15 protein-coding genes are annotated in these 14,807 nt (G+C 42.6%); 6 read left to right on the top strand and 9 right to left on the bottom strand.

What is annotated here, in order from left to right; genetic code table 11:
* Window positions 1-19 precede the first annotated feature (19 nt).
* From K9M52_RS14965 to K9M52_RS14950, 4 genes are all read right to left on the bottom strand, one after another.
* Window positions 20-1,435, bottom strand: coding sequence for a Glu/Leu/Phe/Val family dehydrogenase (locus tag K9M52_RS14965; RefSeq protein WP_224069238.1), 1,416 nt, complete (start codon window positions 1,433-1,435; stop codon window positions 20-22).
* Between the two features lie 25 nt (window positions 1,436-1,460).
* The gene (locus tag K9M52_RS14960) at window positions 1,461-1,688 is read right to left on the bottom strand and encodes a CcmD family protein (RefSeq protein ID WP_224069237.1); all 228 of its coding nucleotides are present in this window, start codon (window positions 1,686-1,688) and stop codon (window positions 1,461-1,463) included.
* 82 nt (window positions 1,689-1,770) lie between these two features.
* Window positions 1,771-2,454: a cytochrome c biogenesis protein gene (locus K9M52_RS14955; RefSeq protein WP_224069236.1), complete on the bottom strand. Its 684-nt coding sequence runs from the start codon at window positions 2,452-2,454 to the stop codon at window positions 1,771-1,773.
* A gap of 105 nt (window positions 2,455-2,559) precedes the next feature.
* Window positions 2,560-3,003: a type I restriction enzyme HsdR N-terminal domain-containing protein gene (locus tag K9M52_RS14950; protein ID WP_224069235.1), complete on the bottom strand. Its 444-nt coding sequence runs from the start codon at window positions 3,001-3,003 to the stop codon at window positions 2,560-2,562.
* Window positions 3,004-3,223: 220 nt separating this feature from the next.
* Here K9M52_RS14950 and K9M52_RS14945 point away from each other — a divergent pair, with 220 nt between their 5' ends.
* On the top strand, window positions 3,224-4,003 hold the full coding sequence (locus K9M52_RS14945; RefSeq protein WP_224069234.1) for an AMP nucleosidase: 780 nt from the start codon (window positions 3,224-3,226) through the stop codon (window positions 4,001-4,003).
* A 74-nt stretch (window positions 4,004-4,077) separates the two neighbouring features.
* On the opposite strand, the gene trhO is transcribed toward K9M52_RS14945, so the two are convergent.
* Both trhO and K9M52_RS14935 read right to left on the bottom strand, forming a co-directional pair.
* Complete coding sequence (gene trhO / locus K9M52_RS14940) at window positions 4,078-5,172, bottom strand: oxygen-dependent tRNA uridine(34) hydroxylase TrhO (protein WP_224069233.1); 1,095 nt, start codon at window positions 5,170-5,172, stop codon at window positions 4,078-4,080.
* A 112-nt stretch (window positions 5,173-5,284) separates the two neighbouring features.
* Window positions 5,285-7,051: a chloride channel protein gene (locus K9M52_RS14935; RefSeq protein ID WP_224069232.1), complete on the bottom strand. Its 1,767-nt coding sequence runs from the start codon at window positions 7,049-7,051 to the stop codon at window positions 5,285-5,287.
* 277 nt (window positions 7,052-7,328) lie between these two features.
* Here K9M52_RS14935 and rpmI point away from each other — a divergent pair, with 277 nt between their 5' ends.
* From rpmI to rpsA, 5 genes are all read left to right on the top strand, one after another.
* The gene (gene rpmI, locus K9M52_RS14930) at window positions 7,329-7,526 is read left to right on the top strand and encodes a 50S ribosomal protein L35 (RefSeq protein WP_091393507.1); all 198 of its coding nucleotides are present in this window, start codon (window positions 7,329-7,331) and stop codon (window positions 7,524-7,526) included.
* 82 nt (window positions 7,527-7,608) lie between these two features.
* Entirely contained in the window at window positions 7,609-7,953 is a 345-nt protein-coding gene (rplT, locus tag K9M52_RS14925) for a 50S ribosomal protein L20 (protein ID WP_091393504.1), read from the top strand.
* Window positions 7,954-8,166: 213 nt separating this feature from the next.
* Window positions 8,167-9,600, top strand: a complete 1,434-nt coding sequence (locus K9M52_RS14920) for a type III PLP-dependent enzyme domain-containing protein (protein ID WP_224069231.1) — start codon at window positions 8,167-8,169, stop codon at window positions 9,598-9,600.
* A 125-nt stretch (window positions 9,601-9,725) separates the two neighbouring features.
* Window positions 9,726-11,396 carry a glutamine--tRNA ligase/YqeY domain fusion protein gene (locus K9M52_RS14915; protein WP_224069230.1) on the top strand — a complete coding sequence of 557 codons (1,671 nt, stop codon included), beginning with the start codon at window positions 9,726-9,728 and terminating at the stop codon, window positions 11,394-11,396.
* 248 nt (window positions 11,397-11,644) lie between these two features.
* The gene (gene rpsA / locus K9M52_RS14910; RefSeq protein WP_224069229.1) at window positions 11,645-13,546 is read left to right on the top strand and encodes a 30S ribosomal protein S1; all 1,902 of its coding nucleotides are present in this window, start codon (window positions 11,645-11,647) and stop codon (window positions 13,544-13,546) included.
* Window positions 13,547-13,686: 140 nt separating this feature from the next.
* Here the strand turns inward: rpsA and K9M52_RS14905 are convergent, their stop codons facing one another.
* The 3 genes from K9M52_RS14905 to K9M52_RS14895 all read right to left on the bottom strand — a co-directional run bounded on the left by K9M52_RS14905 (window position 13,687) and on the right by K9M52_RS14895 (window position 14,787).
* Window positions 13,687-14,130: a molybdenum cofactor biosynthesis protein MoaE gene (locus K9M52_RS14905; protein ID WP_224069228.1), complete on the bottom strand. Its 444-nt coding sequence runs from the start codon at window positions 14,128-14,130 to the stop codon at window positions 13,687-13,689.
* A gap of 76 nt (window positions 14,131-14,206) precedes the next feature.
* Window positions 14,207-14,446, bottom strand: coding sequence for a MoaD/ThiS family protein (locus K9M52_RS14900; protein WP_224069227.1), 240 nt, complete (start codon window positions 14,444-14,446; stop codon window positions 14,207-14,209).
* Window positions 14,447-14,505: 59 nt separating this feature from the next.
* Complete coding sequence (locus K9M52_RS14895; protein WP_224069226.1) at window positions 14,506-14,787, bottom strand: SelT/SelW/SelH family protein; 282 nt, start codon at window positions 14,785-14,787, stop codon at window positions 14,506-14,508.
* Between the last annotated feature and the right edge of the window lie 20 nt (window positions 14,788-14,807).

Raw genomic sequence — 14,807 nt, 5'->3', positions numbered from 1 at the left:
AAAACTTAAATTCAGCTATTTATGGGAAGATACCCAACTCGTCATAAGAGGTACCTACTTTATTGATCGCCACGATATAAGCGGCTGTACGCATATCCGGGATCGCATCATTGCTATCCCAAACATCCAGAATTTCCCTGGTGGCAGAAACCATCGTCTCTTCCAGACCACTATAAACGAGGTCCACTTCGTCTGCCCCATGTTCGATAAAAGCTCTCTCTGCACTACTGACTTTCTTACCGGTCATATCTTCAAGCTGGGCCAATATCTGCTTATTCATGTTTTCGGTAAAACGCTTCTCCATTCTGCCATACCTGACATGGCTCAAATTTTTCAGCCATTCAAAGTAAGACACTGTAACACCTCCGGCATTCAGATACATATCCGGAATAATCACAATTCCTTTAGCATTTAGAATGGCATCTGCTTCCGGTGTTAAAGGGCCATTGGCCGCTTCACCAATGATCTTTGCCTTGATCTTATCCGCATTGCCCTCATGAATAACACTTTCCAGAGCGGCAGGTATTAAAATATCGCAATCTGTTTCCAACGCAGCATCACTGGTTGGCAGATTAGTCGCTCCAGGAAAATTAAGGATGGATCCAGTTTTTTTCCGATGCTGGAATACTTCATCTTCATTAAGCCCTTCTTCATTGTATATGGCGCCTTCAAACTCCGCAATAGCGATCACTTTTGCGCCATAGGCACGAAAGAATTTTGCAGAGTGATACCCTACATTACCTAAACCCTGAATAATGACACGCTTACCTTCGACCCCCATAGGTAATCCTACTTTATCCATCACCTTATGGGTATTGCACACCTCCCGAACACCAAAAAATACGCCGAGACCCGTCGCTTCAGTCCGCCCTCTGACACCTCCCTGGGAAACAGGTTTACCTGTCACACAGGCTGCGCCATCGATCATACCCGGATTCATGGACATATAAGTATCCAGTATCCAGGCCATTTCACGGGCGCCCGTTCCATAATCGGGTGCCGGTACATCAATTCCGGGTCCGATAAAATTCTTTTTGATGAGTTCGGACGTATAACGTCTTGTGATTTTCTGCAGCTCGAATTCGCTGTATTTCTTTGGGTTGATCTTAATACCGCCTTTCCCGCCGGCGAAAGGCACATTGACGATAGCACATTTATACGTCATGAGTGCCGCCAACGCCATGACTTCATCCTGATCCACCTCTTCACTGAAACGAATTCCTCCCTTACAGGGTGTTTTATGATGCGAATGCTGTACGCGGTAAGCTTCTATTACTTCCAGTGAACCATCATCTCTTTTCAAGGGAAATCTTAATCTTAATACGGAGTTTGCAGCTTTGATCTGCTCTAACAGCCCTGCGGGCCAATGGGTGAATTTGCTGGCTTTGTCAAAGTTCTTATTGACATTTTCAAAGAAACTGATTTGTTCTGCCATTGTTTGAATGTTTATGGATTATATATCATTGTTGATCATGCTCCTTTTCCATTCTGGCTATCTTTCTATCCAAGTAAAAGAGATAGGCAAATAGGGCGATAACGATTACAACAATTACCGCAACAACAACATAGATTTTTCCATTACTATTCATAAAGTCTTCGCTGCCGGTATTTTCCACTGTCTGGGCTATTAGCGCATTATGCATGCAGAGAATCATAGCAACGGCGAGGGCTTTTCTGAGAATGTTCATGGGAATAAGTGACTTTTTGATGATGATTTAAATCAGAGATAAAACAGATAATGATTGGTTATGAATTCGTTACATATTGTATTTACCCGGTAGCCCGGTCCAGTTTTTTCTCCAGTAAAGTTCTGTACCGTACAAATAGCGTAGCCACCCAAACACTGAGCAGCGCCCATCCTATAAAGGCCGGATACATAACTGTTTTAAGGGCGGCGCTGGTATCATTGGGGTTAAGGCCCGGGTTGCCTTCACTGCCCATACCTCCCGGGTGCAGGCTCTCGGTCAGGCGGGGCATGATCCAGAGTGTAGGGAATAGCATACAGAAGGCAAAAATATTATAAACAGCACCTACTTTGGCTTTTTTATCGATGTCGTTCATCGAACCTCTTAATACAAAATAAGCGCAGTAAATCAGCATAGCCATCGCAACGCCGGTCTGTTTGGGATCATTACTCCAATAGGCGCCCCATTGGTATTTGGCCCAGATCATGCCTGTAATTAGCCCCATAAAGCTAAATAGCAGGCCAGTGCGGGCAAACTCCAGAGAGATAATATCATTCTTTTTACTACCGGATCTTAGATATAAAATAGCATAAACGACAGAGACTGTCAGCAGCACCATCATAGCCATCCACATAGGAACATGGAAAAATAAGTTTCTAATGGATTGCTGCAGACGTCCATCCAGGACCGGAACTTTGACAAGAAAACCTTCTATACACACGTAGATCAACAGAATAAATGTCAATAATTTCCACCAGTTTTTTCGCATTTCTTTCTCGTTTTTGGGCCTTTGCCCTGCAAAACTATGTAAAAATAATCACCCAAACATTTGTTAGTTTATATATTTTGAAAAAATTCTCTTCTCTGCCTGTTTTCAGACGAGCTCCGGCCAGTCAGGTAACGCGTCTAACAACTTAAATCGGCCTTCACAGATCTGCCAGCCGAAATGCTGGTGACCATTGGTCAGAACGAGATAGGCAGCTGTAAGCCGGGAATTATATCTTAGGATCTGTTCCAGCACTTTTTGATTTATGGGTACATCCGGTTCTTTGCATTCTATCACCAGCCAGGGATGCGTATTGTGATAGACGGCTATATCATACCTTTTATTAAGTTCACCCAACCGAATCTGCTTTTCGATCGCTATCAAAGAAGGCGGATAGCCCTTTCCCCCCGTCAGATACCGGACAAAATTCTGCCGGACCCATTCCTCAGGAGTCAGGCGAACCCATTTTCTACGAATGGAATCCCAGATCATTTCCTGCCCTCGCTCGCCCTGGAACCGGAAATCAGGTTCCGGAAACTGAATGTGTAACATACCTCAAAAGTAAGCATACCCGGTTGTTGTTGCGGCAAGAAAAGAAATTATTTTTATTTAAGCCACACACCATTCTGCCAGATGAGAGGCAAGCCGTTTACTGTTTGTCAATACCAATTTTTGGTTAATTGTGAACCAACTAGGTACCTTTACACCTGAAGGTTATATAAAATGTTTATATTCGTGAATACCTGTCACGTTTATTTTAATACTATATAATATGCCGTTAAAATCCAGAAACGAAATTGTCACCAACTGGCTTCCACGCTATACCGGTGAAAAATTGAAAAACTTCGGACAGTATATACTGCTTACTAATTTTGCCAATTATGTGGAGAAATTCGCTCAGTGGAACAAGGTCAAAGTGGTGGGAAGAGACAAACCCTTTCAATGTGCCACTGCGGGGGATATTACGATTATTAACTTCGGCATGGGCAGTCCCGGCGCCGCCACGATCATGGATCTGCTTTCCGCGATCAAGCCAAAAGCTGCTTTATTCTTAGGGAAATGCGGCGGCCTCAAGAAAAGAAATAAGATCGGTGATCTCATTCTCCCTATTGCAGCTATTCGGGGGGAAGGCACCTCTAATGATTATTTTCCGCCGGAGGTACCGGCACTTCCGGCCTTCGCTCTTCAAAAGGCAATTTCCACAACGGCCAGAGACTATAAGGTGGATTATTGGACCGGGACCGTATACACGACCAATAGAAGAGTCTGGGAGCATGATGATGCCTTTAAAAAATACCTGACGAAAATCCGTGCCTACGCTGTCGACATGGAAACCGCCACCATTTTTACCGTCGGCTTCTATAATAAGATTCCTACAGGAGCATTATTGCTCGTAAGTGATCAACCGATGGTCGCTGAAGGGGTCAAAACAGCAGAAAGCGACAAGAAAGTTACCTCTTCCTATGTCGACAACCATATTAAGATCGGCATTGATTCACTGAAACAATTGATCAATAATGGCTTAACTGTGCGCCATTTAAGATACCTTTAGTTGACATACTCCTATCACAAAACAAGTGGAGTTACTTTTAAAGCAGCAATCATAGGTCACTGGTCAACAAATACCTATTTTTCAATAGGAGCCGAATCAGGTGACGATGCGGCACCTTCATTGTTGTCGCCGTGCACCTCGCTCCATCTGGGCCTAATGCGCACTTTTGACTTATTAAAGATATTGCGCCCTTTATCGATGCCCTTGCGCAGCTCCTTTTGACGCTCCAGCGGCATTTCTATGGTATCCAGACACTCCTGGCTACAACAACCCTGATATTTATCCCGGCATTCATCGCATTGAATAAACAAGAGGTGGCAGCCATCGTTCTTACAATTGGTATGGGTATCACAGGCTTTCCCACATTGATGGCAATGAGCGATTACATCTTCAGTGATCCTCTCCCCTAACCGGTTATCAAACACAAAATTCTTACCAATAAACTTACTATCCAGCCCCTCATTTTTTACCTGACGTGCATAGTGAATTACGCCGCCTTCCAGATGAAAGACATTCTTAAATCCATTATGCAGCATAAAAGCACTCGCTTTCTCGCAGCGGATGCCACCGGTACAATACATGACGATATTTTTATCTTCCTTTCCTTTTAAAGCGTTAAGCGCCATGGGCAATTGATCTCTGAAAGTATCAGAAGGAATTTCTATGGCATTTTCAAAATGACCGACCTCATACTCATAGTGGTTTCGCATATCCACCACTGTCGTTTCAGGGTCCTGCAGAAGTGCATTCATCTCACTGGCGTTAACATACTTACCTTTTTTCTCCATATTGAACGCAGGATCCTTAATGCCATCCGCTACAATCTTATCCCTGACTTTGATCTTTAGTACCCAAAATGATTTGCCGTCATCATCAACGGCTATATTGAGCCGCAGATCCTGTAGATGATCCAGACTATGAATATACTGTTTAAAGGCATTAAAGTGATGTTCAGGTACACTGATCTGGGCATTCATCCCTTCTTTAGCCACATAAATACGGCCAAAGACTTCCATTGGGAAAAGTGCTTTATAAAGTTCATCTCTAAATTCCTGTGGATTGACGATCGGGAAATATTGATAATAGCTAATAGTAATGCGCTTAAATGGTTCTTCTATTAAACGCTTCTTAAGCTCCTCACCGGAGACGCGGTTGTGTAATATTGCCATGTAGGTTTTTGTTTCAGACATCCGCCCTGTAAAAGGACGAATGTTCCATTAAAAATATGGACCCGTATATCAGACGGGCGAATCTCCATGCAAAGGTAATAGGTTTTTGGCATTATGCCATCTTGATGATTTCGCTGCGATATTTATCCAGGATGGAAGCCTTTGAGATAAATCCCAGCCAGATACCGTCTTCATCTACAACGGGCAACACATTTTTAGCTGAGTGGAGCTTCTCAAATTTGTGGATAGCTGAATGCATATCATCTTTAATAGTCAATGTGCTTTGTTTCATCATCAAATCACCGGCCGTCACCTTGGCATTTTCCTCTCTCTTTTTATCATCAAACAATATTGTTTTTATATCATTAAGATAAATCACACCCTGTAGTTGCTGCACCTCCCCATCTCCTATTACAGCATAAACGTCCTTATCTGTACTGCGGATAATATCCAGCATCTCTGCAAGTTCGGTGTGCAGGTGAAAAGCCGGGTAATCCTTGCTAATCAGGAATCTAAGTTCCAGACGGCTGAGTGCAAACCTGTCCCTGTCTGTAGGATCAAGTTCAGACTGTTGAGAAAGCTTTTTCATTTCCAGGGATAGTGGTTCAAAAGATTTTACAACAAAAAAGCTAATGGCAGCCACCATCATCAGCGGTATAAACAACGAATAACCGTTGGTCACCTCAGCTGCAAGAAAAATAGCGGTCAACGGAGCAAAAAACAACCCGCTAAGCATACCGGCCATGCCGACCACAATCAAATTAGTTACAGGAACATCCGTATAACCGATGAGTTGAAAGAAACGCCCCACCACAAATCCCAGTAAAGCTCCGATCACCAGCGAAGGTGCAAAACTACCTCCGTTACCACCTCCCATTATTGTAAATGCTGTGCCGAAGATCTTAAAAATCATAATGCCACATATAAATAGCCAGATCAGCCATTCGTTATGCGTATGGGCAATAAGAATAGAATTATGTGGAATTTGTCCTGTCTCGGCCAGGGTCTTAATAAACATATACCCCTCTCCAAAGATCTGTGGAAATAAAAAAATCAATACAGCCAGCAACAACGATCCAGTCAACCAACGCCTGACAGGGCTACCCATAGCAACAAATTTATGGTCGATCCAGTGATAAGTTCGTGTATAAAACAGACAAAGGCATCCCGCCAGTAACCCCAAACCAAGGTATAGGAAAATATTGTTGGAATCAAAGTCCCTTATGGTGTTAAAAGTTAAAAGGACATTATCTCCTAGTATTACCTTCGCGAGTAGTGCTCCGGTCGCAGAGGACATCAAAAGCGGGATAAAAGATGCAATAGAGACATCAATCATTAAAACTTCCAGGGCAAATAGAATCCCTGCGATCGGTGCGCCGAATGCTGAAGAGATACCGGAGGCAATTCCACAGGCTAATAAAAGTGTTCTTTCTTTATAGGGCAGGAAAGTAGCCCTGCCCAGATTGGATCCAATGGCAGCACCGGTGGCAACCATCGGCGACTCCAGGCCACAGGAACCACCTAGGCCAACTGTCAGGCCAGCCGTAGTAATATGTGAATAACATTGGCTCAACGGAAGGTCAGACGATTTTTTGGCAATGGCGTATACAATTTTGTCATTGCCTTTTCTAAAACTGGACCGGTAAACTTTCTCGATCAGCAAGCTGCTGAGACCAATGCCCAGGATCGGGGTCAGCGCCTGATACCAGACAATATCGCCCAAACTGGAGCTCTCAAAGAAGAAATGTTCCAGATTTACGACAAAAAGTTTTAATGCGATCGCTCCCAGACTGGCCAGGCTCCCGACTAGCAAACAGCAGAAAATCAAAAACTGCCTTTCCGTCATTTTTCTTTTCAACAGTAAAATGCTGTATTTCAACTGTATAAAGAATAAATGTACCGACTTTTCTATAATCTTCCTGATGCCTTTTTTTGTCATTTCTGGATGCGAAGGTAACTGAAAAACAGGGTAACAACAGTAAATTTGCGAGCCTAATATGTATTCCGCCCCTCAAATAGTAATAATTTTTATGGAATTCATATAATTTTCATACCTTTGCCATCCCAAAATCGGGGAAACATTACTCGTAAGGCCCTACAAGTGTTTCACACGGAGTGAAACCGCCAGCAGAGTGTAATCTTTTAGATTATTAAACATGCCTAAAGTTAAAACAAACTCAAGCGCAAAAAAACGCTTCAAAGTAACAGGTACCGGCGAATTGATGCACCAAAAACCTTTCAAACGCCACATTCTTACCAAAAAATCTACTAAACGTAAAAGAGCCCTGCGTATTAAAGGTACAGTCGCTCCTTCTCACAAACCGTTTGTGCAGCGTTTACTCCGTTTAAAATAATTCGGTAAGTCAGTGTTAAAGTTTCACTAAGGGAAAATCAATTTAAAAAATCACCGGTCTTCCGGTTTAAAATTTATAGCATATGCCACGTTCAGTAAATGCAGTTGCATCAAGGGCAAGAAGAAAGAGGATCTTAAAGCAAGCCAAAGGTTTTTATGGCAAACGTAAAAACGTATACACCGTTGCGAAAAACGTCGTTGAAAAAGGGATGACTTACAGTTATGTAGGTCGTAAACTCAAAAAACGTGAATATCGTCAACTATGGATCGCACGTATCAACGCAGGTGTACGTCAGGAAGGCTTGACATACAGCGAATTTATCCACAAGCTGAATCAAAAAGGTATCGAGCTGAACCGTAAGGTATTGGCTGATATGGCCATGAATGAGCCCGAAGCTTTTAAAGCATTGGTTGATTCTGTAAAATAATGACATCTACGCCTCTGTAAAAGAGGAAGAGAGCATAAGAGGACAGGTCCTGATTTATTCAGCATCTGTCCTTTTACTGTCTATTGACTTTGTGACGGGTAAAGTTTAAGCTTTTTCTTAAAATATTCGCCCAATAACCAAAACAGCATACAATATTTTAAGTTACTTTTGTGTCGTTAAAAATTTAAATTCAGATTTTTATCCATTTTGCAAATGAATAATTCGTACACCGATCTGGTGAAACAAACCTTCCACTTTCCCCAGGAAGGTGTAGATCTCAACAAAAAAAACGGCTACCTGGAATTCAATGGACTTGACCTCAAGCCCATTATTGAAAAATATGGCACACCGCTTAAATTGACGTTCCTGCCCAAAATCGGGATCAATATCAATCGCGCCAAAGAATACTTTGAAAAAGCATTCAAAAAGCATAAATATGAGGGAGATTATTATTACTGTTATTGTACAAAAAGCTCTCATTTTTCATTTGTAGTCGAGGAAGCGTTAAAACACAATATTCATCTGGAGACCTCTTATGCCTACGACATTGAAATTATCAATCAGTTGTACAAAAAAAGAAAGGTATCTAAAGATATTCATATCATTTGCAATGGCTTTAAACAAAAAGCCTATACCAGCCGCATTGCCAAGCTGATTAACTCAGGATTCAAAAATGTAATTCCTATACTGGATAACAAAGAAGAATTACAAATGTATAAGGGGCGTATCCGTACCGGGGAACCATTTAAATTGGGGATCCGCATCGCTGCCGAGGAAGAGCCCAGTTTTCCATTCTATACATCCAGGCTGGGCATTAAGGCCAGAGATATCCTCGAGTTTTATGTAGATGAGATCGAAGGTAATGAAGATAAATTTCAGCTTAAGATGCTTCATATCTTCCTCAATAAAGGAATAAAGGATGACATTTATTACTGGTCTGAGCTCAACAAAAGTATTAATTTATATTGCCAGCTCAAGAAAATCTGTCCGGAGCTGGACAGTATTAATATCGGAGGCGGCTTTCCGATCAAACACTCGTTGGCTTTCGAATACGACTATCAGTTTATGATCAATGAGATCGTTGGTAATATAAAAAAGGCGTGTAAAAAAGCTAAGGTGCCTATGCCCAACATCTTCACGGAATTCGGCAGTTTTACTGTTGGGGAAAGTATGGCGCATATATACTCCGTCATTGGTGAGAAAGTCCAGAATGACAGAGAGACCTGGTACATGATCGATTCCTCCTTTATCACAACTTTGCCTGATACCTGGGGCATCGGAGAAAAATTCCTGATGCTGCCCATCAACAAATGGGATAATGAGTATCAACGCGTTGTGTTGGGCGGCATCACCTGTGACGGACATGATTATTATGACTCTGAAGAACATATTAATGAAGTATTCCTGCCAAAAACCAAAAGTCAGGATGGAGAAGATGAGGAGAACAAAAAACCACTTTATGTCGGTTTTTTCCATACCGGCGCCTATCAGGACCAGATCAGTGGTTATGGCGGAATAAAGCACTGCCTGATCCCCTCCCCCAAGCATATTATTGTAGAATATGATAAAAACGGGCAGTTAGACACATGGGTTTATGCAAAAGAACAGAGCGCACAAAGTATGCTGAAAATTCTCGGCTACCAATAGTCTGGTTCATCAAAGAAACCTTATAACCTTACAATAAAGGCAGCAGGATTTGCTGCCTTTATTGTAATTTTGAACTTTCAGGGGCAGATAATGCACCTACTTTAGCAGTAAGAATCAATTTATATATGTCAGAAGAGAAGTCACTGAATTTTTTAGAAGAAATTATTGAAAACGATCTTAAGTCTGGTAAATGCGAGCAGGTCGTTACCAGGTTCCCGCCGGAGCCAAACGGCTATCTGCATATCGGACATGCCAAGAGTATCTGCCTGAACTTTGGGCTGGCAGAACGCTATAATGGTAAGACCAATCTTCGGTTTGATGACACCAATCCCGAAAAAGAGGAAACAGAATATGTAGAAAGTATTAAGGCAGATATCAAATGGCTCGGCTTTGAATGGGCGGAAGAACTCTACACCTCCGATTATTTTGAAGATTTGTACCAGCTTGCAGTGACCCTCATTAAAAAGGGCCTGGCATATGTTGATGACAGCACCAGCGAACAGATCGCGGCCGGCAAGGGCACCCCTACCCAGCCAGGCGTTGCCAATCAATACCGCTCCCGTTCCGTAGAAGAAAACCTTACCCTCTTTGAACAGATGCGCGCCGGCAAATACAAAGACGGCGAGAAGGTCCTTCGTGCAAAGATCGACATGGCAGCCCCTAATATGTTGCTGCGTGATCCGGTGCTTTACAGGATCAAACATGCCACTCACCATCGTACAGGTGACAAGTGGTGTATCTATCCCATGTACGATTTTGCACACGGCCAAAGTGATAGCATCGAGCAGATTACCCACTCAATCTGTACACTGGAATTTGTTCCCCATCGTCCATTATACGACTGGCTGATCAAACAGCTGGAGATATTCCCATCCCATCAGTATGAGTTCGCCAGGCTGAATATGTCCTATACGGTCATGAGCAAGCGAAAACTGTTGCAGCTCGTGACGGACAAGGTGGTAGAAGGCTGGGACGACCCCAGAATGCCGACAATTTCCGGCATGCGCCGGCGAGGTTACACCGCTAAGGCTATCCGGGAGTTTTCAAAGCAAATCGGCGTTGCAAAAAGAGAGAATCTGATCGACCTAAGTTTACTGGAATATTTTGTCAGGGAAGATCTTAATAAAACTTCTACAAGGAGAATGGTTGTTTTCGATCCCGTTAAACTAGTGATCAGCAATTTTCCGGAAGGACAGATTGACTATCTTGAGGGTGAAGATAATCCGGAAACGGAAGAAAAGACGTATAGAAAAATCCCGTTTACCAGAGAGCTTTATATCGAAAGAGAAGATTTCATGGCAGATCCGCCAAAGAAATTCTTCCGCCTTGCACCAGAGAAAATGGTGCGGCTAAAATATGGCTATATCGTTCGTTGCGACAGTTTTGAACAGGACGCAGCAGGCAATATTACACAAATCAATTGCACTTATTTTCCTGAAAGCAGAAGCGGCAGTGGCGACAACACGTTGAAAGCAAAAGGCACGTTGCATTGGGTGAGTGCCAGCCATCATGTGCCGGTTACACTGAAATTATATGACCGACTATTTACCGTAGAAGATATGGGCAGTGCCGAAGGAGATTATAAAGATCATTTGAATCCTGATTCTCTAATATTCAACGAGCAAGCTCTTGCAGAACCAGCAATTCTGGAAGATCAGCCCGGTCTGGCCTACCAGTTCTTGCGTAAGGGTTATTTTATCCTGGATTCAGGTACCGGATCAGATGCACAGGGTAAGCCAGTTTTCAATCGTACCGTCGGTCTGAAAGACAGCTGGGCGAAAGAGAGCAGAAAGTAGCCCTCAATAACTATATTCAAATCGCCGGAGTCCGAAAGCGTATGTCGGACTCCGGCGATTTGAATATAAGATTCTGATAATCAGAACAATACCAATAATCCAAATGTGTACTGATCGGCAAAGGCGATAATGTCTCCTTTTTAAGCAGAAAATCCTTGAAACTTCGCAAAAACAAAGGCTTTTACAGCTGATTTTGACAATAATTGCTTAATTTTGCAGTCCCGAATAAAAACCCTCGGGATTTTTTTATGAGCGAAAACAATATTGTTAATCCAAACGCTGAACAGGAACAAGCAGCGGCTGCCACTCAGCCCGAAGCGACAACAGCGACAACAAATGCACCTGAAATTGTAGAATCTGCACATGATGATTTCGATTGGTCAATCGACAAACGGAATGTTGCACATTATTCTAAAGAAGATCAGGAAAAGTACGGAAAGGTATATGAAGATACTTTTATCCAGATCGAAGACGGCGAATTAGTGAACGGTACCATCGTAGGACTCACTAAAACTGACGCTGTTGTGAACATCGGGTTTAAAAGTGATGGTCTGATCTCCCTGAATGAATTCCGCGATTTACCTGACCTGAAAGTAGGTGATGAAGTGGAAGTAATGGTTCTTGAAAAAGAAGACCGTCAGGGCAACCTGCATCTGAGCCGTAAATCTGCCCGCACTTTCCGCGCCTGGGAACGCATTGTGGAAGTACACAAAACTGGTGAAATTGTTACCGGTACTGTTACCAGCAAAACGAAAGGTGGTCTGATTGTAGACGTATTTGGTATGGAAACCTTCCTGCCAGGTTCTCAGATCGATGTTAAACCTGTAACTGACTATGATCAGTTCGTTGGAAAAACCATGGAATTCAAAGTGGTGAAAGTTAACGAAACCATTAAGAATGCTGTCGTTTCTCACAAGGCGCTGATTGAAAGTGATATAGAAGCACAACGTGCTCAGATCATTAGCCAGCTGGAAAAAGGTCAGGTATTGGAAGGCACAGTGAAGAACATCACTGACTTTGGTGCCTTTATGGACCTGGGCGGCTTAGATGGCTTACTTTATATTACAGATATCTCATGGGGCAGAATCTCTCACCCGTCTGAGGTGCTGAAACTGGATCAGAAAATCCAGGTAGTTGTTCTGGACTTTGATGATGACAAACGTCGCATCAGCCTGGGTCTGAAACAACTGACTCCACATCCTTGGGATGTTCTTCCTGAAAACATCACTGAAGGTGCTACCGTAAAAGGTAAAGTTGTTAACATTGAAGACTACGGTGCATTCCTGGAAATTCAGCCGGGTGTTGAAGGACTGGTTCACGTTAGTGAAATCACTTGGGCAAACACCCCAATCAATGCGAAGGAATTCTTTACATTAAATGACGAGTACGAAGCTAAGGTGGTTACCCTGGACAAAGAGTCCCGCAAAATGAGCCTGTCTATCAAGCAACTGACAGAAGACCCATGGAATACGATTGAAGATAAATTTCCAGAAAACAGCAAACACAACGGCCTGGTGAAAAACATCACGCCATACGGTGTATTTGTTGAACTGGAACCAGGTATCGGTGGCATGATCCATATCAGCGATCTGAGCTGGCTGAAACGCTTCAACCATCCATCTGAGTATGTCAAAGTTGGCGATAACATTGATACGGTTATCTTGTCTATTGATAAAGAAAACCGCAAATTACAGTTAGGTCACAAGCAACTGGAAGAAGATCCCTGGAACGCCCTGGAAGACACTTTCGCTGTTGGTACCAGACATGAAGCAACGGTAACCCGCAAAGACGAAAAAGGTGCACTGGTTCAGTTACCTTACGGTCTGGAAGGATTCGTTCCTAACCGTCACCTGGCCAAAGAAGATGGCACAAGTGTAGGACAGGATGATACCGCAGAATTTGTTGTTATCGAATTTGATAGAAACGAAAAGCGTATCGTTTTAAGTCACGCCCGTATTTGGGAACAAGCGGCTAACGAAACCAAAGAAGCGGCTAAAAAAGAAGCCAGAGCAGAAACAGAAAACACCAAGAAAGCTGTAAAAGCGATTCAGAGCAAAGTTGAGAAAACGACTTTGGGTGATTTAGGTGCTTTAGCTGACATTAAAGCCAAATTAAAATCTGAGGAAAACGAAGCTAAAGATCAGGCTTAACCCTGACAGATTACTTATAGTTTCGATCGATTTTATAAGAGAGAAGCCCTCCGTTAACCGGAGGGCTTCTTTATTCCCTTATTGTCCGTACCTTATTATAAACGATAAAACATCCAGTTGAAAGTAATAAAAGTGGCGAACTAATCTCTTATTCCTCGATTTATTTTCCACTGAAATCCGACGCTTTCAAATACTTCTTTACCCCAGATAGGCACTTCGTTCTTTATGCTTTGCAATAATTCCTGACAAGCTAAAAAAGCCGGCTCACTATGTGTAGCCGAAACATATATAAACAGTGAACAGCCGCCTGCATTTACCAGACCCAGGCTATGATAGACGTGCAAACATCGGATCGGATATTTATTAAAAAGTACTTCTCTGATCTGCTCTATTTTTTCTAATGCCATTTCTTCGTAGGCGGTATACTCGATCCCGCTCACCTTCCCTTCCGTCAGCTGATCATGGCGTACCTGTCCCAAAAAGATCTGATTAGCACCAATATTCGTCTTTAACTGATGCTTTCTGATCTGTGCGGACACAAAGGCCACTGATATCGGGCCTTGTATAAATAGGCTTCTTTTCATATATTCTCTTTGATCATTCAATTTATTTATTCTTCAATCCCCAGGGATAATTATTTCAGTCTAACAAGGCAAAGTACTACCCTCCCGAAAAAGGCGGCATAAATGCAATCGTGTGACTGCTGTGCAGGGGACAGTTTGAACCAATCAGCTGTTTATCTAATGCAATGACATAGCGATACTCCGCCAGCAATGGATAACGATTTACGATGATTTTCTTAACACTGTTTGTATCCGATACATCCCATAACCGAAGAGAAGGAATCCCCGTAACTTCCTTCAGCACCCCGAAAAACAATACCTCTACTTCTGCATTCATGCTTCACTATTTAAAGGATTTTACAATATCACTTTTGTTTAAATTATACCACGGACCGCTCAATTATGGCGCTCCGTATGTCCAAGCGGCTTGTCTTTGGCAACCAAATCTCTCACGGTCATTTTAAGCCATTTGATATCCGCAAAACCTCCGTAACTTTTACGATCAAAAATCACTTTCTTATCCAATCGCATTTCAAAACGTCCGCTTACGGCAGAGGGGATAAGTGTAATCCCTCCCAACTCCTCTGTAAAAGTCGTCAATAACTCCTGTGCGATATATGCAGACCTTAATAGCCAGCCACATTTGGGGCAATACTCAATTTCAATAATTGGTTTCATCACTGTATTTTTATTCATTA

Origin of the sequence: Arachidicoccus terrestris, from assembly GCF_020042345.1 — a bacterium.
Classification (GTDB): Bacteria; Bacteroidota; Bacteroidia; order Chitinophagales; family Chitinophagaceae; genus Arachidicoccus; species Arachidicoccus terrestris.
This window is presented reverse-complemented; position numbering and strand designations above follow the sequence as displayed.

Bases quoted from the DNA above. Each gene is read 5' to 3' on its own strand.
- K9M52_RS14965 (WP_224069238.1), bottom strand. From the start codon at position 1,435: ATGGCAGAACAAATCAGTTTCTTTGAAAATGTCAATAAGAACTTTGAC.
- K9M52_RS14960 (WP_224069237.1), bottom strand. From the start codon at position 1,688: ATGAACATTCTCAGAAAAGCCCTCGCCGTTGCTATGATTCTCTGCATG.
- K9M52_RS14955 (WP_224069236.1), bottom strand. From the start codon at position 2,454: ATGCGAAAAAACTGGTGGAAATTATTGACATTTATTCTGTTGATCTAC.
- K9M52_RS14950 (WP_224069235.1), bottom strand. From the start codon at position 3,003: ATGTTACACATTCAGTTTCCGGAACCTGATTTCCGGTTCCAGGGCGAG.
- K9M52_RS14945 (WP_224069234.1), top strand. From the start codon at position 3,224: ATGCCGTTAAAATCCAGAAACGAAATTGTCACCAACTGGCTTCCACGC.
- trhO (WP_224069233.1), bottom strand. From the start codon at position 5,172: ATGGCAATATTACACAACCGCGTCTCCGGTGAGGAGCTTAAGAAGCGT.
- rpmI (WP_091393507.1), top strand. From the start codon at position 7,329: ATGCCTAAAGTTAAAACAAACTCAAGCGCAAAAAAACGCTTCAAAGTA.
- rplT (WP_091393504.1), top strand. From the start codon at position 7,609: ATGCCACGTTCAGTAAATGCAGTTGCATCAAGGGCAAGAAGAAAGAGG.
- K9M52_RS14920 (WP_224069231.1), top strand. From the start codon at position 8,167: ATGAATAATTCGTACACCGATCTGGTGAAACAAACCTTCCACTTTCCC.
- K9M52_RS14915 (WP_224069230.1), top strand. From the start codon at position 9,726: ATGTCAGAAGAGAAGTCACTGAATTTTTTAGAAGAAATTATTGAAAAC.
- rpsA (WP_224069229.1), top strand. From the start codon at position 11,645: ATGAGCGAAAACAATATTGTTAATCCAAACGCTGAACAGGAACAAGCA.
- K9M52_RS14905 (WP_224069228.1), bottom strand. From the start codon at position 14,130: ATGAAAAGAAGCCTATTTATACAAGGCCCGATATCAGTGGCCTTTGTG.
- K9M52_RS14900 (WP_224069227.1), bottom strand. From the start codon at position 14,446: ATGAATGCAGAAGTAGAGGTATTGTTTTTCGGGGTGCTGAAGGAAGTT.
- K9M52_RS14895 (WP_224069226.1), bottom strand. From the start codon at position 14,787: ATGAAACCAATTATTGAAATTGAGTATTGCCCCAAATGTGGCTGGCTA.